Genomic DNA, 20,066 nt, shown 5'->3' with positions numbered 1-20,066 from the left:
CCATGACGTTGGCTTGACCAACGGATGACGGCCGAGCCACCCGCCAAACGCACCAATATGTGGCAACTATCCTGGCCACATTCCCCACCATTGTGCATAGACATCGGCATGAACGTATAACTTTTGGACATAATTCGATGTTGCGGTGCGCCAAACCAGTGCACAGCTGCCTTCGATTTTGTTGACCCCTTACTGCTGAAAGCCCTTTGAACCATGAAACACGCGACCGCCGAGAGCTTCCTTTCCCACGTGGCGCTCCGCAATCCCGGCCAGCCGGAATTCCTGCAAGCTGTCACCGAAGTGATGGAAAGCCTGTGGCCGTTCATCGCGCAGCACCCCCGCTATGCTGAGCACGGCCTGCTGGAGCGGCTGGTGGAGCCCGAGCGCGTCGTGATGTTCCGCGTGTCCTGGGTGGACGACCATGGCGCCGTGCAGGTCAACCGCGGCTACCGCATCCAGCACAGCATGGCCATTGGCCCCTATAAGGGCGGGCTGCGCTTTCACCCGTCCGTCAACCTGTCGGTGCTCAAGTTCCTGGCTTTTGAGCAGACCTTCAAGAACGCACTGACCACACTGCCCATGGGCGGCGGCAAGGGTGGTTCCGACTTCGACCCCAAGGGCAAGAGCCCTGCCGAAGTCATGCGCTTTTGCCAGGCCTTTGTGACTGAGCTGTACCGCCATGTGGGTCCGGACACCGATGTGCCCGCCGGCGACATCGGCGTGGGCGGCCGCGAGGTGGGCTTCATGGCGGGCATGTACAAAAAGCTGGCCAACAACGCGGCCAGCGTGTTCACCGGCAAGGGCCTGTCGTTCGGCGGCTCGCTGATCCGCCCTGAAGCCACGGGCTATGGCACCGTGTACTTCGCGCAAGAAATGCTCAAGACCCGGGGCCGCTCGTTCGATGGCCTGCGCGTGTCGGTGTCGGGCTCGGGCAACGTGGCGCAATACGCCGTTGAGAAGGCCATGCAACTGGGTGCCAAGGTCATCACGGTGTCAGACTCCAGCGGCACCATCATTGACGAAGAGGGCTTTACGCCTGAAAAGCTCGCCATCCTCATGGACGTCAAGAACCACCTGTACGGCCGCGTGAGCGATTACGCCGCACGCACGGGCGTGAAGTTCGAGGCCGGTGTCCGCCCCTGGCACGTGAAGGTGGACGTGGCCCTGCCCTGCGCCACGCAAAACGAGCTGGACGAGAACGACGCGAAAACGCTCATCCAGAACGGCGTGGTCTGCGTGGCCGAGGGCGCCAACATGCCCTCGACCATCGAAGCCGCCAAGGCGTTTGAGGCCGCTGGCGTGCTCTACGCCCCCGGCAAGGCCAGCAACGCGGGTGGCGTGGCCACATCCGGCCTGGAGATGAGCCAGAACGCCGCCCGCCTGTCCTGGCCGCGCGAAGAGGTGGACGCACGCCTGCTGCAGATCATGCAGGGCATCCACGCGGCCTGCCTGCAATATGGCAAACGTGCCGACGGCAGCGTGAGCTACATCGACGGTGCCAACATCGCCGGCTTTGTGAAGGTGGCCGACGCCATGCTGGCACAGGGCGTGGTGTAGGACCCCAGCAGGGCCTCAGAGCCTGTTCGCACAGCAAATCACTGGGGCTTCGGCCCCTTTGTTTTTGGCGCGCGGCGCAGTGCAGGCTATGCTGCACCTGGAAACAAATACGCACACTTTTGGGAGTCCGGCATGGAAATCTTCAGCTTCTTGAACGTCATGGTCGAAAAGGGAGGCTCGGACCTCTTTTTCAGTGTCGGCGCGCCGGTCAATCTCAAGATCGAAGGGGTCACCCACCCGTTGAAGATGCCCGCCTTGCTGCCCGGCCAGGTCAAGCAACTGGCCTACTCGGTCATGAACGAAAAGCAGATCGGCGAGTTCGAGGCCAAGCAGGAGATGAACCTGTCGATCTCGGCCGAGAACCTGGGGCGCTTCCGGGTGAACGTTTTTGTGCAGCGCGGCGAAACCGGCATGGTGGTGCGCTACATCAAGAACAAGATCCCGCCACTGGCCGCACTGGGCCTGCCCCCGGTGCTGGAAAAGCTGGTGCTGCGCAAGCGTGGCCTGGTGCTGGTGACCGGCGCCACCGGCTCGGGCAAATCGACCACGCTGGCGTCGATGATCAACTACCGCAACGAGAACGTCACGGGCCACATCCTCACCATCGAAGACCCGCTGGAGTTCTTGCACGCGCACAAGCGCTCGGTGGTGGACCAGCGCGAGGTGGGCATCGACACGCAGTCGTACGAAGAAGCCCTGAAGAACGCGCTGCGCGAGGCACCCGACGTGATCATGATCGGCGAGATCCGCGACCGCAACACCATGAAGCAGGCCATTGCCTATGCCGAGACGGGCCACCTGTGCCTGTCCACGCTGCACGCCAACAATGCCAACCAGGCCATGGAGCGGGTCATCAACTTCTTCCCCGAGGATGCGCACCACCAGCTGCTGATGGACCTGAGCCTGAACCTGGCTGGCGTGATCTCGCAGCGCCTGATCCCCGGCCTGCACGAAAAGCTGGTGCCTGCGGTGGAGGTGATGCTCAACTCGCCCTACATCGCGGACCTGATCGCCAAGGGCGAGTTCTCCGGCATCAAGGAGGCCATGGGCCACAGCACCGAGATCGGCATGTGCACCTTTGACCAGGCGCTGTACCAGCTCTACACCGACGGCCGCATCTCGCTGGACGAGGCGCTACACAACGCCGACTCGCGCACCGACCTGGCGCTGCGCGTGCGCCTGGCGGCGGGCGTGACCACGCAGGATGCGGGGGACCTTTCCATCGACACCTCCTCGCCCATGCAGTCGGCCTCGCGGCTGTCGTGACAGGCAGCGCGCGCATGCAGCATTGGCCGTTTCCGCCGTTCTTTCGCGACGCGCGGCCGGCAGATGTCGTCACACCGGCAGACGCCATCGTCTTCACAACGGGCGGGGACACCCGCCACGGCGTGCTGGAGCAGTTTGACCCGCAGGCACAACGCGCCGTGCTGATGCCGCCAGAGGGCACGGCGGCGGTGACACTGCCGTTTGCGGCCATCAAGAGCATCCAGCTGATGCCACCCATTCCGCTGGCGGCCGATACCGACCTGACGGCGCGTTACCAAGCCGCCGGGGGACACGAAGTCAACACCACATCGCGCCCCTTCACCGTGCAATTCATCGACGATGAAAACCTGCGCGGCGAGACCAAGGGCTTTGTCAAAACCCGCCAGGGCCTGTTCTTCTATCTGACCACCGATGCGGTGCACTGCGTGCGGATATTCATCCCCACCACGGCACTGCGCAGCTACCAGGTGGGCGGCCTGCTGGGCCAGCACCTGATCCAGTCGAACCTGGTCCGCGCCGACACGGTGCAACTGGCCCTGACCGAGCAGGAGCGGCGGCGGCAAGGCCCCTCGGCCAACGGCGAACCCATCCGCAGCCCGGCGCAGCTGGCCGGCCAGATCACCCAGATCGGCAGTTTTGTGCCCGTGCGGCTGGGCGACCTCCTCATCAACCAGGGACTGGTCAGCAACGACCAGATGCGGGATGCCCTGACGCTGATGCAGCGGGGCAACAAGCACCTGCTGGGCAACATCCTGGTGGAGATGGGCGCGCTGAGCCGGGCCCAGCTGACCGAGGTGGTGGCGCAGCAGTTCAGCATTCCGATGGTGGCGCTGGACGGCTTTGTGGTGCAGCCCGAGGTGCTGCGCCTGGTGCCCAAGGAATACGCGGTAGAGCACCAGGTGCTGCCCCTGCTGGTCAGCGACAAGAGCCTGGTGGTGGCGGTGGAAAGCCCGGTGGATGCCGACTACCTGGACGAGCTGCGGTTCTCGGCCCAGAAGCAGGTGGTGCCCGTCATTGCCAACCCGGACGAACTGGCGGCGCGCATCACGGTGGAATACTCCAAGGTGGGCATGGACCGCACCGATCTGTCGATTGAAGAAGAGCTGCGGCAACTGTCCCAGCGGCTCACGGCCAGCGACACATCGCCGGGCCACCCAGACCTGCAGCGGCAGGTGTCCGACAACGACAGCCTGGTGGTGCGGCTGGTCAACAAGACCATCCTGGACGCCCAGGCACGGGGCGCGTCGGACATCCACATCGAGGCCTACCCCGAGGAGCAGCCCACGCTGATCCGGCTGCGCGTGGACGGCGATTTGACCGAATACATGCGCATCCCGTTCGTGCTGCGCGCGGCGCTGCTGTCGCGCATCAAGATCATGGCCAACTTGGACATCTCCGAGCACCGGCTGCCGCAGGACGGAAAGATCGACTTCTCGCGCTTTGGCCACACCAAGCTGGAGCTGCGCGTGGCCGTGCTGCCCACCACCAACGGGCTCGAAGACATCGTGATGCGGCTCCTGGCATCTTCCAAACCCATCCCGCTGGCCAAGCTGGGCATGGATGGCGCCCTGGTCGAACAACTGCAGCAGATGGTGCACCGCAGCTATGGCCTGATCCTGGTGTGTGGGCCCACGGGGTCGGGCAAGACCGCCACCCTGCACTCGCTGCTGGCCGAGGTGAACCACCCGGACACCAAGATCTGGACGGCAGAAGACCCCATCGAGATCACGCACCACGGCCTGCGCCAGATCCAGATGCACCCGCGCATCGGGCTCACGTTTGCCACCGCCATGCGCGCCTTTTTGCGGGCCGACCCCGACGTCATCATGGTGGGCGAAATGCGCGACAGTGAAACCGCCCACATCGCCATCGAGGCCTCGCTGACCGGCCACATGGTGATGTCCACCCTGCACACCAACAGCGCGCCCGAGAGCGTGATCCGCATGCTGGACATGGGGCTGGACCCTTTCAACTTTGCCGACGCGCTGGTGGGGGTGCTGAGCCAGCGACTGGCGCGCCGCCTGTGCCCCGACTGCAAGCAGCCCTACACCCCGGACGCCGACGAGCTGCAGCAGATCGCTACGGACTACGCGGCCGGCACCGGCCTGGCGCCCGAGAGCCTGCTGGCGCCCTGGCGCAGCCGCTTTGTCCCCGCAGGGGCATCGGACTGGGTGCTGTACCGTGCCCAAGGGTGCAACCATTGCGACCACACGGGCTACAAAGGCCGCGTGGGCATCTACGAGCTCATGGCCGCCTCGCCAAGCATCAAGAAGCTGATCCAGACCCGTGCGCCAGTGGACCAGCTGTTTGAGGCCGCCACCGCGCAGGGCATGCTGCGGCTGCTGCAGTACGGGTTGCTCAAGGTGCTGGAGGGCGTGACCGACCAGCGCAGCGTGCGCGGAGCCTGCTCCTGAACCCCAGAGCCCACGGGCGATCTCGCAGGGGATCGTCCATGGGGTCTTCCAATACCCTCCGTCGTCACCGAACTTTTGCACCGGGACCAGAATCTGTCGGACGATGAAACGAATCCCTCTCCTTGCATCCCTGGCGCTGGCGGTGGCCGTGAGCGTGGGTTGCGCCACCCTCGACGCCAAGCAGCGCGAATGGATCTTCCAGCCCAGCGACCGCAGCTGGGGCGGTGCGCCGTCCACCGAAGGCATGCAGGACGTGTGGATCGAGTTCACCTCCGACACCACCGGCAAGGCCGAGCGCCTGCACGGACTGTGGCTGCCCCACACGAAGGCCAGCGCGCCGGTGATGCTGTACCTGCACGGCGCGCGCTGGAACGTGGCAGGTTCGTCGGGCCGCATCCGGCGCATGCAGGAGCTGGGCTTTTCGGTGCTGGCCATCGACTACCGGGGCTTTGGGCGCAGCAGCGCAGGCCTGCCGTCCGAAGCCACCGCCGCCGAGGACGCCCGTGCCGCCTGGAACTGGCTGGCCGAGCAGCACCCGGACAAGCCCCGCTACATCTTCGGCCACTCGCTGGGCGGCGCCATCGCCATCGACCTGGCACGCCAGGTGCCGGATGAAAAGGGCACCATCGTCGAAGGTACCTTCACCAGCATCCCCGACGTGGTCAGCACCTTCAAGTGGGGCTGGCTGCCGGTGTCGCCGCTCATCACGCAGCGGTTCGAGTCCATCCGCAAGGTGGCTGACATCGGCTCGCCGCTGCTGGTGGTGCATGGCAGCGACGACAGCCTGATCCGCCCCGCGCTGGGCCGCCAGCTGTACGAGGCAGCGCGGGAACCCAAGCAGTTTGTGCTGGTGGAAGGCGGCTCGCACCACAACACCAACTCTGTGGGCCAACGGCAGTACCGCGAGGCCGTGGCCTCGCTGTTTCACCTGAAGTAAGCGCGGCGGCTCGCCGCGACATTTCGGCCGCGACGTCCCAGCTGCGCGGTGTCAGCGGCGCACCGCCTGTGCCAGCGCCGCCCAGGCCTTAAGGGTGAGCGGGTGGGTAAAGCCGGCCCCAGCCACGGGGTGGGACGACAGCTTGACCACCACCATCTCGGCGGCAGGGTTCACATGGATGAACTGGCCGTGGATGCCCGCAGCCTCGTAGGCACCATCGGCGTTGTGCAGCACCCACCACTGGTTGCGGTAGCTGTAGCCGGGCCGAAAGGCCATGCCACCCATCTTGAACTTCTCGCGGTCGCCGCCCTTGGCGGTGTCGTCGATCACGGCCTTGTCAAAAATCTTCTGGCCGTTGAAGCTGCCTCCCAGGCGCAGCATCTCGCCAAACCGCGCCAGGTCGCGCGCCGTGGCATTGAGCCCCGCGCCCTGCAGCGGCGTGCCCACGCTGTCCACCATCACATGCGCATCTTCCTCGGTGCCCAGCTTTTGCCAGATGTTGTCGCTCATCAGCTCCGCCCAGTGCTTGCCCGTGGCGCGCGACACGATCCAGCCCAGCACCTCCGAATGCACGGTGCGGTACACAAAACCGGCGCCGTGTTCGCCTTCCTTCTTGAGCGTCTTGAGGAAGTCGTACACATTGGTTGGCCCCTGGTAGCCCGGCGAACGGGGCAGCAGACCGCTGGACCAGCTGTAGCCAAAGATCTCAGTGGTCGGGTCGGTGTAGACCTCGCGGAAGCGCACGGCGCCCGTCATGTCCATCACATCGCGCACCTTCATGTCGCCCCAGGCCGATTCGGCCAGCTCCGGCACGTACTTGGTCACCAGCGCCTCGGGGTCGATCTTGCCCTCGTGCGCCAGCTGCGCCGCCATGAGCCCGGTGAACGACTTGGTGACCGAGAACAGCAGATGCGGCGTGTAGGGCTTCATCTGGTTGTCGTAGCGCTCGTACACCACGCGACCCTTGTGCATCACCACCAGGGCATCGGTGTAGGTGCGGGTGAACCATTGGTCCACCGTGATGGGCTGGCCCTTGTCGTCATCGAATGCCACACCGCCCAACGGTCGCGGGTCGGCGGGCAGGGCCGAGGGCGCGGCACCGCCCCTGCGGATATTGCGCGTGGGCTGCAGCTCGCGCAGGTGCTGCACGGTCCAGCGCAGCTGCGGGTATTTGTAGGAGTTGCTCAGGTCCACCCGCTGCGCCCCCTCGGGCGGGAAGGTGCTCATGTAGCCCAGCTTGTCCAGCGTCACGGTCTCGGGCGCAGGCAATGCCGGGGCCTGCGCCTGGGCTGGGGCCGCCAAGGCCACGCCCAGCGCCGCCACGGCGCAAGCGGTTTGCCACAGCGTTGCAGCGGCTTTGCCAGAACGCCGGGGCGGTGCAGAGCGCACTGAGGGATGGGGGTACGCCACAGAGGCGCTGTGGATCTTGTGCATGTCTTGTCTCCTTTTTATGTTGTGTTGTGCAGCATCTGGGCGCGGCAACCCTCAGAACAGCGTCCAAGGCCAGTCGATCCGCCAGCCACCGCGCAGCCATGGTGCTTCGCCCCGCACTCGCCAGGATGTCACCGGTGCGACCTTTGTCATACACAAATCTGCGCAAGTTCTCACTGGCCCAGGGCAATCAACCTGCCTGCGGCGCACCCACCCCTTCTGGTACGCTCAGACAGATATGTCTGCCCCCTCCGCCACCGCAGCGTCTGCGGCCGCCCCTGTCTCTGTCCAACCCGGCCTGGCCATTCTGGTACTGGCCCTGTTGCTGTCCATCCAGCCCGTCACCACCGACCTGTATCTGCCCGCCCTGCCCGCGCTTACCCGCAGCCTGGGTGCACCCATGGCGGCCGCGCAGCTCACGCTCAGCGGGCTGCTGCTCGCGTTCGGTTGCTCGCAAATGGTGTGGGGCCCGCTGTCTGACCGCTTTGGCCGCCGCCCCGTCCTGCTGGCAGGGCTCACCATCTACACCGCGGCCTCGCTGGGCAGCGCTTTTGCGCCGACCATGGGTCTCCTCATCCTGTGGCGCATCGCCCAGGGGGCTGCCATGGGCGCCGTGGTGATGTGCGCGCGTGCCATCGTGCGCGACCTGTACACCCCGCTGGAGGGCGCGCGTGCCATGTCCAAGGCGCTCACGGGGCTGGGCATCGTGGCCTGCATCTGTGCGCCCATGGGGGGCCTGCTGAGCGAATGGCTGGGCTGGCGCGCTGCGCTGCTGGCGCTCACGGTGTACGCCGTGGTCACACTGGCGCTGGTGGCCTTGCGCTTGCCCGAGACCCTGTCCCACCGTAACCCGCAGGCCCTGCAGCCCCGCGCACTGGTGGGCACCTGGCGGCATGTGCTGCGCAACCCCACCTTCTGGGCGTTTTCACTGCAGACCACGGCCACCTACGGCGGCCTGTTCACGTTTCTGGCGTCGTCCTCGTTCGTTTACATCGATGTGCTCGGCCTCACGCGCACCATGTACGGCTGGGTCATGGCCTCGGCCTGCGTGGCCTACTTTGGGGGCACCTTTGTGTGCCGCGCGCTGCTGGCGCGCTTTGGCTTGCAGCGCACAGTCGCCATTGCCGGGGCCTTGAGCGCCGGTGGCGGCACGCTGATGGCGCTGGTGGCCTGGATGGGCTGGCACCAGCCCTGGGCGCTGACGCTGCCGTTCTACCTGTTCATGGTGGGGCACGGCATCCACCAGCCCTGCGGGCAAAGCGGCGCGGTGGGGCCCTTCCCCAAGGCGGCCGGCGTGGCATCGGCATTGAACGGTTTCATGATGATGCTGGCGGCGTTTGCCATCGGCGGCTGGCTGGGGATGCGGCTTGATGGCACGGTGTGGCCGCTGGTCAATGGCATCTGGTTCTGGTCGGTGGCACTGGCCGTGATCTCGTGGACCCTGGTGCAGAAGTTTGGAGCGCCCCGTGAGCACGCCTGACACCCTCCCCACCATCGCCCTGGCGGGCCCCACCGCATCCGGCAAGACGGCCGGCGCGCTGGCGCTGGCTGCCGTGCTGGGCAAGCAAGGCCGGCCGGTCGAGATCATCAGCGTGGACTCGGCCCTGGTGTACCGGGGCATGGACATCGGCACCGCCAAACCCTCGCCCGACGAGCGCGCCGCCGTACCCCACCACCTCATCGACATCCGCGACCCGCTGCAGGCCTACAGCGCGGCCGAGTTTGTGCAAGACGCCACCCGGCTCATCGCCGAGATCCGCGCGCGCGGCGCACTGCCGTTGCTGGTGGGCGGCACCATGCTGTACTTCAAGGCGCTGTTTGATGGCATAGACGACATGCCTGCCGCCGACCCCGAGGTGCGCGCCAAGATCGAAGCCCAGGCGGCCGAGCAAGGCTGGCCCGCCCTGCACGCCGAGCTGGCGCGTGTAGACCCGGTAACGGCCGCACGCCTGGCCCCCGGCGACAGCCAGCGCATCCAGCGCGCGCTGGAGGTGTGGCATGTCTCGGGCCAGCCGCTGTCGAGCTTTCACACTACCAAAACAGGAGCTAACAGCGCTTTACCAGAAAGCGCTAGAGCACTTTTTTCCTTGGAACCCGACAACCGGGCCTGGCTGCACGAGCGCATCGCCCAGCGTTTTGACGCCATGCTGGCCGGTGGCTTCATTGACGAGGTAACGGCCCTGCGCGCACGCGGCGACCTGCACCCCGACCTGCCCTCCATGCGCTGCGTGGGCTACCGGCAGGTGTGGGAAGAACTCGACTTCCAGGCCAGCCGCCCCGCTGGCACGCCGTTGAACACGGCCTTCCTGCGAGAGCGCGGCATTGCCGCCACGCGCCAGCTGGCCAAGCGCCAGATCACCTGGCTGCGCAGCATGCCGCAGCGCCACGCCATCGCCTGCGATCAGCCCCATGCCGTGGCCCACCTGGTGCAGGCCGTGCTGCAGCGCCTGGAGCAGCGCACACCATGACGCTGCTGCGTGTGCAGAACCTGGGCAAGCACTACGGCAGCACGCCGGTGTTTGCCAACGTGCAGTTCGCCGTGGCGCCGGGCGAGTTTGTCGCCATCGTGGGCGACTCGGGCGTGGGCAAGTCCACGTTGCTCAACTGCCTGGCAGGCCTCGACACCTGGGACACCGGCAGCATCACCCACGGCACCACCGACCTGGGCCAGCTGGACGACACTGCCCGCGCCCTGTGGCGCCGCGCGCAGGTGGGTTTTGTGTTCCAGGCCTTCCACGTGTTGCCGCACCTGGACGTGGCACAGAACGTGGCCCTGCCGCTGATGCTACTGGGCCAAAGTGATGCCGCCCGCGTGCAGCACATGCTGGCCGCCGTGGGCCTGGAAGGGCTGGGTGCACGGCTGCCTCAGCAGCTCAGCGGCGGGCAGCTGCAGCGTGTGGCCATTGCCCGCGCGCTGGTGCACCGCCCCGCCCTGCTGCTGGCCGACGAGCCCACCGGTAACCTCGACCCCACCACCGCCACGCGCGTGATGGACCTGCTGCTGGCCCAGACGCGCGAGCACGGCGCATCGCTGGTGCTGGTCACCCATTCCGACGCCGCCGCGGCGCGGGCCGACCGGGTGCTACGGCTCACGGCCAGCGGTATCGCGGCCTAGGGCAATGCTGAAAAAGTCCCCGCAGTGGCGCGCACCCTGATTTGGGATGGGATGCAAGGCGCAAACCACAGCGATAGCCGTAGCTATCGCGAGGATTTGCAACGCTGCAGACCGCCCAAAGCAGGGGTGCGCGGTGCGCGAGGGACTTGTTCAGCGTTGCCCTAGGTAGCGCCCCATCGCAGCCAAAGCGGCTGCGGACGCATGGAGCGGATCACACAACCCAGCGCAGCGGTTCTGGCTAGGCGCTGAGTCGCAGGCAGTACGTGTAGTACGACAAGACGCAGCAACAACGCCAGAAGGGTTGTGTGAGCCGCGCTCACTCGATGTTCAGCCGCTGCGCTGCCTTGTTCACCTTCTTGGGCAGGTTCAGCGTCAGCACGCCGTTGTCGTACTTGGCCTTGGCCTGCGCGGCGTCCACGTCGGCAGGCAGCTGGAAGCTGCGGGCCACAGCGCCAAAATAGCGCTCGCTGCGCAGCACCTTTTCGCCTTCCCGCTTTTCATCGTGCTGGCGCACCTCGGCGCGCAGGCTCACCACATTGCCTTCGAGCGAGACATGGATGTCCTCCTTGGCCACGCCGGGCACTTCGGCCTGCACCGTGTAGCCGCTTTCGGTTTCCTTCACATCCACCTTGATCTGGCTGGGCGAAGGCAGGTTATCGCCATGCAGCGGACGCACGTAAAAGCCGGGGGCAATGTCCTTGAAGAAGTCGTCAAACAGACTGCCGCGGGTCACAAGAGAGTTCATGGTTTTGGCTCCTGAAAAGGGATTGAAACGGACAACTGAGCCTGCGCAGGAGGGCGGGCCCTGACTCCAAGATAGGCCTGCCGAATCGCGTCTTCAAGGGGGTGGAAATGCAAGGTTGATGTGCATCAAAAGCCCAGGCTACCAATACCTGCGGCCACAATGCAGCCCATGCTCGCCCTGCTCCGCACCTTCTCCTGGCAAGACCTTCGCCACCACCCCTGGCGCAGCGCCGCAGCGGTGGCGGCCGTGATGCTGGGTGTGGCGCTGGCTTTTGCCGTGCATGTGATCAACGCGTCGGCGCTGGACGAGTTCTCGCAGGCCGTGCGCGCCGTCAACGGTCAGCCCGACCTGGAGCTGCGCGCCATGCAAGGCAGCCTGCCCGAGGCGCTGTACGAGCGTCTGGCCACCGACCCGCAGGTGGCCCGCGCCAGCCCGCTGCTGGAGCTGTCGGCCGTGGCGCAGGCAGCCACCACAGCGGGCGCGATTGCAGCGGGCACCAATGACCAGTCCCCTCGCACTCCCATCCGTGTGCTAGGCGCCGATGCACTGCTGCTGCCCACCACGGCCCCAGCGCTGGTGCCACGCCCTTGGGACAGCGCCGACCGGTTCGCCCTCTTCGCCCCCGCCACGGTGTTCCTCAACACGGCCGCGCTGCAGGCACTGGGGCTGCCTGCCGCTGCACCCTCTGCGTCGTCGCCCCTGCCCCGCCTTACGCTGCAGGTGGGCTTGCAACCAGCACTCACCGTGCAGGTGGCAGGCACCGTGACCGCTGGCGGCGCGCCGCTGGCTGTGATGGACATCGGCGCCGCGCAAGACCTGTTTGGCCGCGCGGGTGCACTCACCCGCATCGACCTGCAACTGCAGCCCGGCACCGACCGCGCCGCGTGGGAGGCCGCACTGCGCGCGCAGCCCGGCTGGCCCGCCAACCTGGTGCTGGCGCAGCCCGGCGACGCCACCCAGCGCATCAGCAACCTGTCGCGCGCCTACCGGGTCAACCTGACGGTGCTGGCGCTGGTGGCGCTGTTCACCGGGGCGTTTCTGGTGTTCTCGGTACTGGCCCTCAGCGTGGCGCAGCGCGGGCCGCAGTTTGCGTTGCTGGCCGTGCTGGGCGCCACACCGCGCCAGCGGCTGGCGCTGGTGCTGGCGGAGTCGGCAGCCTTGGGCCTGCTGGGCAGCGTGCTGGGCATTGCCCTGGGCACCGCGCTGGCGGCCACGGCGTTGCAACTGCTGGGCGGCGACCTGGGCGGTGGCTACTTTGCGGGCGTGCGGCCCCCGCTGCAATGGAGCGCCCCCGCCGCCCTGGTGTACGGCGCACTGGGCGTGGCGGCCGCCTTGGCGGGTGGCTGGTGGCCCGCACGCGCCGCGCAGACCCTGCCCCCGGCCCAGACCCTGAAGGGCCTTGGCGCCGCAGCCAGTCAGGCGGACAAGGGCACTGTTGGTATCGTTTTGATAGCTACCGGGGCAATTTTGACTAACGCTCCACCCGTATTTGGCATCCCACTGGCCGCGTACGTCGCCATTGCCCTGCTGCTGGTGGGCGGCATCGCCCTGCTGCCCTGGGGCATGGCACGGTTGCTGGCGTGGCTGCAGCCCCTGGCCGCGCGCCACGCGCTGCCACTGCTGGCGCTGGAGCGCGCGCGGCGCATGCGGGGCAGCGCGGCCATCGCGGTGGGCGGCGTGGTCGCATCCCTCAGCCTGGCCGTTGCGCTGACGGTGATGGTGTCCAGCTTTCGCGGCTCGGTCACGCAGTGGCTGGACGCGGTGCTGCCGTCGCCGCTGTACGTGCGCTCGGCCCTCGGTGGGGGCGGTGCGGGCGGCGGTGAGGCGGCGTTGCTGCCTGCGGGCTTTGCAGAAGCGGTGGCCCAGCTGCCAGGGTTGGACCGTGTGCAGCCCCTGCGCGCCAGCCCGCTGCAGCTGTCCCCCACCCTGCCCGCCCTCACGGTGCTGAACCGCCCCTTGGGCGATGAGCCAGCGCAGACCCTGCCCCTGGTGGGCGAGGCCCTGCCCGTGCCCCCCGGCCGCACCGGCGTGTACATCAGCGAGGCCGTGGTGGACCTGTACGGCCTGCGCCCTGGCATGGAGTGGCCTGCACTTTCCAAGGCTTTTAGCGCCCAAGCGCTAGAGAATCAGGCGCCAGCAGCTATCTTTTACATAGCAGGCATCTGGCGCGACTACGCCCGGCAAACCGGCGCCGTGGTGATGGACCGCGCCGTATGGCTGCGCCTGACCGGCGACGCCCGCACCAGCGACCTGGCCCTGTGGCCCAGCGAGGGCACCGACGTGCCGGCCCTGCAGGCGTCCATCCGCGCGCTCGCTGCAACCCAAGCGGGTCGCCAGCCGTCCACTGCGGCGGGTGCCGCAGCGGGCGACAGCGGCGAGGCCCTGGTGGAGTTCAGCTCCGCCGCCACCATCCGCGAGCGCTCGCTCCGCATCTTCGACCGCAGCTTCGCCGTCACCTACTGGCTGCAGGCCGTCGCCATCGGCATTGGCCTCTTTGGCGTGGCCGCCAGCTTCAGCGCGCAAGTGCTGGCGCGGCGCAAGGAGTTTGGCCTGCTCGCCCACCTGGGCCTCACGCGGCGGCAGATCCTGACCGTGGTGGCTAGCGAAGGCGCTGCATGGACGGCGGTGGGTGCAGCGGCAGGCGTGCTGCTGGGGCTGGCGGTGTCGGTCGTGCTGGTGCACGTGGTCAACCCGCAGAGTTTTCACTGGACGATGGATCTGGCGGTGCCGGGGGGGAGGTTGCTCGCGCTGTGTGCTGCAGTTGTTGTGTCGGGCACGGTCACTGCGTGGCTGGCGGGGCGGGCTGCGGCGGGGAGGGATGCGGTGATGGCGGTGAAGGAGGATTGGTGAGACGCGATGAGGATGACGCGATGCGCCACGCCCGGTTGACCGCCACAGAGCCTCACAGCAGCTTTCCGCAGTCAACCGGCCTTTCTCCCTGTCACGGATCGGGTCGCTCAGTTGTTCGCCGTGGTCGGGTCAATGATTTGCGAAATCTCGGTAATTTTGGCCACGGGGATACCGCTGAGCTCCGCATGCGCGCGAATGGTTGCCTCGCTATCTGCCAGGTAAATACAGAAAGTCCTGTCGCCCGCCACGTAGCTGTGTTGCCACTGGATGGTGGGCCCGATCTTGGCAATGGCCTGGTTCGATGCGCGTGCGGCGCCACACAGTTCAACGATCGACATACCCCCGACTCCCGGGATATCACGCTCGATCAAGAAACGCTTCAGTTGAGACATCGCTCTACTCCTTCGTAGTTGATAAGGAGTGCATCTTCAGCCTCCGCCCACCTGACATCAAGCTAAATAATCTTGATGCAGTGAAAGAAAAGCTTTAGTCTGACCGCATGGACCAACCCAGCCACCTGCGGGCGTTGCAGGCTCTTGAACTTGCGCTGCGTACCGGTTCGCTGACCGGTGCTGCTTCCCGGCTCGCCATCACGCCAGCGGCAGTCGGGCAGCGGGTGAAGGCGTTGGAGGACTATCTGGGCATCGATCTTCTGGTGAGAGGTCGATCCGGCCTGCAGCCAACGCCGGAACTGAGCGGCGCACTGCCCCATCTGCACGCCGCATTTCGCGAGCTGGCGCTAGCAGCGGATCTGCTCGAATTGCAGAAGGGGCAGCAGATACGCATTGCCGCCGCGAGTGACATCGTTGAGTTGTGGCTGGCCCCACGGCTGGTGGCATTCCAGGCCAGGCACCCCAACATTCAGCTTGAGATCAACGGAGAAGGGGAACCACGGCGGCGCATGGTGGCAGCAGACTGCGAAATCTTCTTCGGGCCCATCGGCAGCGTCCGCGCTGGCGAGGACCGACCCGGCGAGCTGCTGTTTCACGACCTTGTGCTGCCCGTCACCTCTCCCGAGAACGAACACCGTGTCGAAGCCAAGGGCGGCGAGACGCGATTAGAGGGCTTTCCACTCCTGCATGTGGACTTCTACCGCAACGATCCGGATTCACCAAAGTGGGCCGAATGGCTCGCTTCCGAGAAACTGGTACGGACAGCGCCCGAGCGCGGGATTCGATTCCAGCGCATCGCGCCTGCGGTGGACGCCGTGATGGCCAACGCAGGTTTTGCACTTTGCGGCATTGCGCTGCTGCGCGGGGCGATTGATGCGGGACGGCTCTCGCTGCCGTTTCCGGTGTCGAGCGGCCGCCGTACATCGCATGCTTTCCAGGTGCGTTTTCGTGCCGAAACCCTGCAGCGCCCGCAGTTGAGGCGCTTTCGCCAATGGTTGCTGGACGAAGCCGGTGAGACCCGGCGCTGGCTGGAAACCCTCGGTGGATAAGGGCGACGGCATGTCTCGGGTTGTCATGGTTCAAGACGTCCGGGCAGGAGCGGAACCCGCCAGCTACCTAAGGGCGAGATTCGTACGGCATGCACGACAATCCCTGCATGACCAGCCCCAGCAGCCCCTGGCTCCACGAAGCCATCGCCCGCATCGAAGCCGACTACCAGCGCAGTGCCGACACCCACCTGATCCCGCTGCGCCTGCCCGCCTTCGCCGCGCATGGCATTGATCTGTACCTCAAGGACGAATCCACCCACCCCACGGGCAGCCTGAAGCACCGGCTGGCGCGGTCGCTGTTTTTGTATGCGCTGTGCAATGGCTGGGTGCATGAAGGCTCGACCATCGTCGAATCCTCCAGCGGCTCCACGGCGGTGAGCGAGGCCTACTTTGCGCGGCTGCTGGGGTTGCCGTTTGTGGCGGTGATGCCGCGCAGCACCTCGCCAGAAAAGATTGCGCAGATCGAGTTCCATGGCGGTCGTTGCCACTTTGTGGACAGCGCAGGCGCGGTGTACGACGCGGCCCGTGCGATTGCCGAAGAAACGGGCGGCCACTACATGGACCAGTTCACCTCTGCCGAGCGCGCGACCGACTGGCGGGGCAACAACAACATTGCCGAGAGCATGTTCACGCAGATGGCGCGCGAGCCGCACCCTGTGCCGCGCTGGATTGTGGTGGGCGCGGGCACGGGCGGCACCAGTGCCACCATTGGCCGCTATGTGCGCTACCAGCGCCATGCCACGCAGGTGTGTGTGGCCGACCCGGCAGGGTCGGTATTCAGCGCCTACCACCGCACGGGTGATGCGCAGCTGACGGCGCCAGGATCGCGCATTGAAGGCATTGGCCGCCCGCGTGTGGAGCCCAGCTTCATCCGCACGCTGGTGGACCGCATGGTGGATGTGGCGGACTGCGAATCCATTGCCGCCATGCGCGCGCTGTCGCAGTTGCTGGGGCGGCGCGTAGGCCCGTCCACGGGCACCAACTTTGTGGCCATGCTCACACTGGCCAGCGAGATGCGTGAGCGGGGCGAGCGCGGCTCCATCCTGTCGCTGCTGTGTGATGCGGGCGAGCGGTATCTGCCCACGTATTTCGACACGGCATGGGTGGACCGCACGTTTGGCGATTGCTCGGCTGCGCAGCAGAAGGTGGATGGCCTGATCGGCTGATGCCAGCCAAGCACTGCACCATGCCCTCTTCTGCTTTGCCCCCCGGCCCCATGGTCACGCGCCGGCAGTGGCTGGCCCAGCAGATGCCCTGGGGCATGGCGGCCGTGGGGGCTGCAGAGTGGCTGCCCCCTGCCGCGCATGCCTTGCCGGCACGCGCGCTGGTCTTTCCGCGCGATCACGGCAGTCACCCGGAGCTGCGCACGGAGTGGTGGTACATCACCGGCCATGTGCAGGCGCAGGGGCAACCCTGGGGTTTTCAGATCACGTTCTTCCGCTCGCGGGTGGATGGCACGCAGCAGTTGCAGTCGGCCTTTGCGGCCAAACACCTGCTGTTTGCGCACGCTGCCATCACCGATGTGCGAGGCCAGCGGCTGGTGCATGACCAGCGGATTGCGCGTGTAGGTTTTGGGATGGCGCAGGCCAGTCACGCCGACACCCGCATCCGTCTGCAGGACTGGACGCTGGAACGCAGCGACACCTCACACGGAAAGCTGGACTTTGCGGCCAGCCGCTACACCACCCACATCGTGGGCAGCGAGTTTGGGCTGGACCTGGTGTTTGACAGCACCCAGCCCGTGCTGCTGCAGGGGCAGCAAGGGCTGTCCCGCAAGGGGCCGGACGCCGAGCAGGCCAGCTACTACTACAGCCAGCCCCAGCTCGCCGTCAGCGGCACGTTGCAGGTGGGCAGCAAGCGCATGGCGGTGACGCCCGACACCGGCCGCGCCTGGATGGACCACGAGTGGAGCGAGGCACTCCTACACCCAGACGCCCAGGGGTGGGATTGGATTGGCATGAACCTGCACAACGGCAGCGCGTTGACAGCCTTCCGCCTGCGGCGGGCTGACGGCACCGCGTTGTGGGCGGGTGGATCGTGGCGCCCCCCCGGGCAGCCGGTGCAGGTGTTTGGGGCGCAGTCTGTGGCGTTCACCCCCTTGCGGTGGTGGACCAGCCCGCGCAGTGGCGCGCGCTACCCGGTGCAATGGCAGGTGCAAACGCCCGCAGGCACCTTTGCAGTGAATGCGCTGCTGGACAGCCAGGAGCTGGACAGTAGCGGATCGACGGGTGCGATCTACTGGGAAGGGCTGTCGGACCTGATGGGTGCCACAGGCCAGCCCGTGGGCAGGGGTTACCTGGAGATGACCGGATATGCAAAGCCGCTGCGCCTGTGAAGGCTGCAGCGGCTTGATGTCAGAAAGATACCGCCAGATCGGGCGGTGTCACTTCGTCAATGCTTGGCAGAGTTGCCTGCGCGGCGTTGTGCCAGCCAGGCGATGATCTCGCCCATGATGCCGCGGCGGAAAGCCAGCACGCAGATCACGAAGATCAGGCCCGTGACCATGGTGACCGACTCGCCCAGGGTCTTGAACCATTCCACGCTGGTCAGTGCGGCCAGCAGGTTGCCAAACTCGCCAATCTTGTTCTCCAGCAGCACCACCACAGCCGAGCCGATGAGCGGGCCCGACAGCGTGCCCAGGCCACCCACCAGCGTCATCAAGATGACCTGGCCCGAGGCCGTCCAGTGCACGTCCGACAGCGTGGCAAAGCCCAGCACCAGCGTTTTGAGCGCGCCGGCGAGACCTGCGAGGGCGGCCGACAGCACAAAAGCGAGCAGCTTGAAGCGGTGCGTGTCGTAGCCCAGCGAGATGGCGCGGGGCTCGTTCTCCTTGATGCCCTTGAGCACCTGGCCAAACGGCGAGTGGATGGTGCGCACGATCAGCAGGAACGCAGCGACCACGATGACCAGCGCCACGTAGTACATGACCAAGTCACTCTTGAGATCGATCACGCCAAACAGCTTGCCGCGCGGCACGCCTTGCAGGCCGTCCTCACCGCCCGTGAAGGGGGCTTGCAGGCAGGCGAAGAACAGCATCTGCGCCAACGCCAGCGTGATCATGGAGAAGTAGATGCCCTGGCGGCGAATGGCCAGCCAGCCAAACAGCAAGCCCAGCAGCGCGCCCCCGGCGGTGCCCAGCAGCAGGCCCACTTCAGGCGTCAGGCCCCACACCTTGATGGCGTGGCCGGCCACGTAGGCAGCGCCACCAAGGAAGGCTGCATGGCCGAAAGACAGCAGACCGGTGTACCCAAGCAGCAGGTTGAACGCTGAAGCAAACAGTGCAAAGCACATGAGCTTCATCACAAAGACTGGATACGCACCTAGAAAAGGCGCGGCAATGAGGGCCAGCAACAGCAGGCCGTAACCAATGGTGGCAGTGTTCTTGGAATTCATGCTGGCAGCCCCTTATTTTTCTTTGCCGAACAGGCCGGCGGGGCGAATGAGGAGAACGATGACCATGATGACGAACACCACGGTGGAAGACGCCTCGGGGTAGAACACCTTGGTGAAGCCTTCGATGACCCCCAGGCCCAGCCCGGTGAGGATGGAGCCCATGATGGAGCCCATGCCGCCAATCACCACCACGGCAAACACCACGATGATGAGGTTCTGCCCCATGAGCGGCGTGACCTGGTACACGGGAGCAGCCAGCACCCCCGCGAAGGCGGCCAGGGCAGCACCAAAGGCGTAGGTCAGTGTCACCATCACCGGCACGTTGATGCCGAAGGCTTCCACTAGGCGCGGGTTTTCGGTACCGGCCCGCAGATAGGCGCCGAGTTTGGTTTTTTCGATCACGTACCAGGTGCCGATACACACCACCACCGAGGCCACGACCACCCACGCGCGGTAGTTGGGCATGATCATGAAGCCGAGGTTGGTCGCGCCTTCCAGCAGTTCGGGGGTGTCGTAGCCCAGGCCCGACACGCCATAGATGGAGCGGAACACGCCTTCGATCAGCAGGGTCAGGCCCAGCGTGAGCAGCAGGCCGTACAGATGGTCGAGCTTGTAGATCCAGCGCAGCAGCAGGCGCTCGATCAGCACACCGAACAGGCCCACCACCAGCGGTGCCAGCACCAGCATCAACCAGTAGTTGATGCCAAAGTAATTCATGGCCATCCAGGTCAGCAACGCCCCGGTCATGAACAGTGCGCCGTGCGCAAAGTTGATGACGTTGAGCAGGCCAAAGATCACAGCCAGCCCCAGGCTGAGGATTGCGTAGAACGATCCGTTGACCAGCCCCAGAAGGAGCTGGCTCAACAGGCCGGGCAGTGAGACACCAAAGATTTCCATGGGAGGCAGCAGCAGGTGGA

Annotated in this window: 16 protein-coding genes; 11 read left to right on the top strand and 5 right to left on the bottom strand. The window is 66.2% G+C overall.

Features of this window, described 5'->3' with window-relative positions; translation table 11 throughout:
* Positions 1-213 precede the first annotated feature (213 nt).
* From gdhA to C380_RS07725, 4 genes are all read left to right on the top strand, one after another.
* Positions 214-1,557, top strand: a complete 1,344-nt coding sequence (gdhA, locus tag C380_RS07740) for an NADP-specific glutamate dehydrogenase (protein ID WP_015013303.1) — start codon at positions 214-216, stop codon at positions 1,555-1,557.
* A 132-nt stretch (positions 1,558-1,689) separates the two neighbouring features.
* The gene (locus tag C380_RS07735; protein ID WP_015013302.1) at positions 1,690-2,823 is read left to right on the top strand and encodes a PilT/PilU family type 4a pilus ATPase; all 1,134 of its coding nucleotides are present in this window, start codon (positions 1,690-1,692) and stop codon (positions 2,821-2,823) included.
* A gap of 14 nt (positions 2,824-2,837) precedes the next feature.
* A complete protein-coding gene (locus C380_RS07730; RefSeq protein ID WP_015013301.1) occupies positions 2,838-5,237 on the top strand; it encodes a GspE/PulE family protein in 2,400 nt (799 codons plus the stop codon).
* Between the two features lie 103 nt (positions 5,238-5,340).
* Positions 5,341-6,174 (top strand): alpha/beta hydrolase, encoded by an 834-nt coding sequence (locus C380_RS07725; protein ID WP_015013300.1) that lies wholly within the window; start codon positions 5,341-5,343, stop codon positions 6,172-6,174.
* Positions 6,175-6,225: 51 nt separating this feature from the next.
* On the opposite strand, the gene C380_RS07720 is transcribed toward C380_RS07725, so the two are convergent.
* Positions 6,226-7,608: a serine hydrolase gene (locus C380_RS07720; protein ID WP_015013299.1), complete on the bottom strand. Its 1,383-nt coding sequence runs from the start codon at positions 7,606-7,608 to the stop codon at positions 6,226-6,228.
* A gap of 235 nt (positions 7,609-7,843) precedes the next feature.
* On the opposite strand from C380_RS07720, the gene C380_RS07715 reads away from it, so the two are divergent.
* The 3 genes from C380_RS07715 to C380_RS07705 are packed head-to-tail and all read left to right on the top strand — an operon-like array spanning position 7,844 to position 10,720.
* The gene (locus C380_RS07715; RefSeq protein WP_015013298.1) at positions 7,844-9,085 is read left to right on the top strand and encodes a multidrug effflux MFS transporter; all 1,242 of its coding nucleotides are present in this window, start codon (positions 7,844-7,846) and stop codon (positions 9,083-9,085) included.
* Entirely contained in the window at positions 9,072-10,073 is a 1,002-nt protein-coding gene (gene miaA, locus C380_RS07710; protein WP_015013297.1) for a tRNA (adenosine(37)-N6)-dimethylallyltransferase MiaA, read from the top strand. Before C380_RS07715 ends, miaA begins: the two co-directional genes overlap by 14 nt.
* Positions 10,070-10,720, top strand: a complete 651-nt coding sequence (locus C380_RS07705; RefSeq protein WP_015013296.1) for an ABC transporter ATP-binding protein — start codon at positions 10,070-10,072, stop codon at positions 10,718-10,720. Before miaA ends, C380_RS07705 begins: the two co-directional genes overlap by 4 nt.
* Positions 10,721-11,036: 316 nt before the next feature.
* On the opposite strand, the gene C380_RS07700 is transcribed toward C380_RS07705, so the two are convergent.
* A complete protein-coding gene (locus tag C380_RS07700; RefSeq protein WP_015013295.1) occupies positions 11,037-11,465 on the bottom strand; it encodes an Hsp20/alpha crystallin family protein in 429 nt (142 codons plus the stop codon).
* A 159-nt stretch (positions 11,466-11,624) separates the two neighbouring features.
* Here C380_RS07700 and C380_RS07695 point away from each other — a divergent pair, with 159 nt between their 5' ends.
* A complete protein-coding gene (locus C380_RS07695) occupies positions 11,625-14,315 on the top strand; it encodes an FtsX-like permease family protein (protein ID WP_015013294.1) in 2,691 nt (896 codons plus the stop codon).
* Positions 14,316-14,422: 107 nt separating this feature from the next.
* Here the strand turns inward: C380_RS07695 and C380_RS07690 are convergent, their stop codons facing one another.
* Positions 14,423-14,707, bottom strand: a complete 285-nt coding sequence (locus C380_RS07690; protein ID WP_015013293.1) for a DUF4242 domain-containing protein — start codon at positions 14,705-14,707, stop codon at positions 14,423-14,425.
* A gap of 107 nt (positions 14,708-14,814) precedes the next feature.
* Between C380_RS07690 and C380_RS07685 the strand changes: the two genes are divergently transcribed.
* The 3 genes from C380_RS07685 (at position 14,815) to C380_RS07675 (ending at position 18,091) form a co-directional block, all read left to right on the top strand.
* Positions 14,815-15,756: a LysR family transcriptional regulator gene (locus C380_RS07685; protein WP_015013292.1), complete on the top strand. Its 942-nt coding sequence runs from the start codon at positions 14,815-14,817 to the stop codon at positions 15,754-15,756.
* A 107-nt stretch (positions 15,757-15,863) separates the two neighbouring features.
* The gene (locus C380_RS07680) at positions 15,864-16,922 is read left to right on the top strand and encodes a PLP-dependent cysteine synthase family protein (RefSeq protein WP_238544077.1); all 1,059 of its coding nucleotides are present in this window, start codon (positions 15,864-15,866) and stop codon (positions 16,920-16,922) included.
* Between the two features lie 20 nt (positions 16,923-16,942).
* Positions 16,943-18,091: a lipocalin-like domain-containing protein gene (locus tag C380_RS07675; protein WP_369750487.1), complete on the top strand. Its 1,149-nt coding sequence runs from the start codon at positions 16,943-16,945 to the stop codon at positions 18,089-18,091.
* Positions 18,092-18,147: 56 nt separating this feature from the next.
* On the opposite strand, the gene C380_RS07670 is transcribed toward C380_RS07675, so the two are convergent.
* Positions 18,148-19,149 (bottom strand): branched-chain amino acid ABC transporter permease, encoded by a 1,002-nt coding sequence (locus C380_RS07670; protein WP_015013289.1) that lies wholly within the window; start codon positions 19,147-19,149, stop codon positions 18,148-18,150.
* A gap of 12 nt (positions 19,150-19,161) precedes the next feature.
* Positions 19,162-20,046, bottom strand: coding sequence for a branched-chain amino acid ABC transporter permease (locus tag C380_RS07665; RefSeq protein WP_015013288.1), 885 nt, complete (start codon positions 20,044-20,046; stop codon positions 19,162-19,164).
* Between the last annotated feature and the right edge of the window lie 20 nt (positions 20,047-20,066).

Source organism: Acidovorax sp. KKS102, assembly GCF_000302535.1.
Classification (GTDB): domain Bacteria; phylum Pseudomonadota; class Gammaproteobacteria; order Burkholderiales; family Burkholderiaceae_C; genus Acidovorax.
The sequence above is the reverse complement of the archived record's forward strand: the minus strand, read 5'-3'. Positions and strand labels throughout refer to the sequence as shown.

Coding starts and splice junctions, on each gene's coding strand:
- C380_RS07700 (WP_015013295.1), bottom strand. CDS start 11,465: ATGAACTCTCTTGTGACCCGCGGCAGTCTGTTTGACGACTTCTTCAAG.
- C380_RS07680 (WP_238544077.1), top strand. CDS start 15,864: ATGACCAGCCCCAGCAGCCCCTGGCTCCACGAAGCCATCGCCCGCATC.
- C380_RS07720 (WP_015013299.1), bottom strand. CDS start 7,608: ATGCACAAGATCCACAGCGCCTCTGTGGCGTACCCCCATCCCTCAGTG.
- gdhA (WP_015013303.1), top strand. CDS start 214: ATGAAACACGCGACCGCCGAGAGCTTCCTTTCCCACGTGGCGCTCCGC.
- C380_RS07665 (WP_015013288.1), bottom strand. CDS start 20,046: ATGGAAATCTTTGGTGTCTCACTGCCCGGCCTGTTGAGCCAGCTCCTT.
- C380_RS07735 (WP_015013302.1), top strand. CDS start 1,690: ATGGAAATCTTCAGCTTCTTGAACGTCATGGTCGAAAAGGGAGGCTCG.
- C380_RS07690 (WP_015013293.1), bottom strand. CDS start 14,707: ATGTCTCAACTGAAGCGTTTCTTGATCGAGCGTGATATCCCGGGAGTC.
- C380_RS07685 (WP_015013292.1), top strand. CDS start 14,815: ATGGACCAACCCAGCCACCTGCGGGCGTTGCAGGCTCTTGAACTTGCG.
- C380_RS07705 (WP_015013296.1), top strand. CDS start 10,070: ATGACGCTGCTGCGTGTGCAGAACCTGGGCAAGCACTACGGCAGCACG.
- C380_RS07675 (WP_369750487.1), top strand. CDS start 16,943: ATGCCCTCTTCTGCTTTGCCCCCCGGCCCCATGGTCACGCGCCGGCAG.
- C380_RS07730 (WP_015013301.1), top strand. CDS start 2,838: ATGCAGCATTGGCCGTTTCCGCCGTTCTTTCGCGACGCGCGGCCGGCA.
- C380_RS07695 (WP_015013294.1), top strand. CDS start 11,625: ATGCAGCCCATGCTCGCCCTGCTCCGCACCTTCTCCTGGCAAGACCTT.
- C380_RS07725 (WP_015013300.1), top strand. CDS start 5,341: ATGAAACGAATCCCTCTCCTTGCATCCCTGGCGCTGGCGGTGGCCGTG.
- C380_RS07715 (WP_015013298.1), top strand. CDS start 7,844: ATGTCTGCCCCCTCCGCCACCGCAGCGTCTGCGGCCGCCCCTGTCTCT.
- C380_RS07670 (WP_015013289.1), bottom strand. CDS start 19,149: ATGAATTCCAAGAACACTGCCACCATTGGTTACGGCCTGCTGTTGCTG.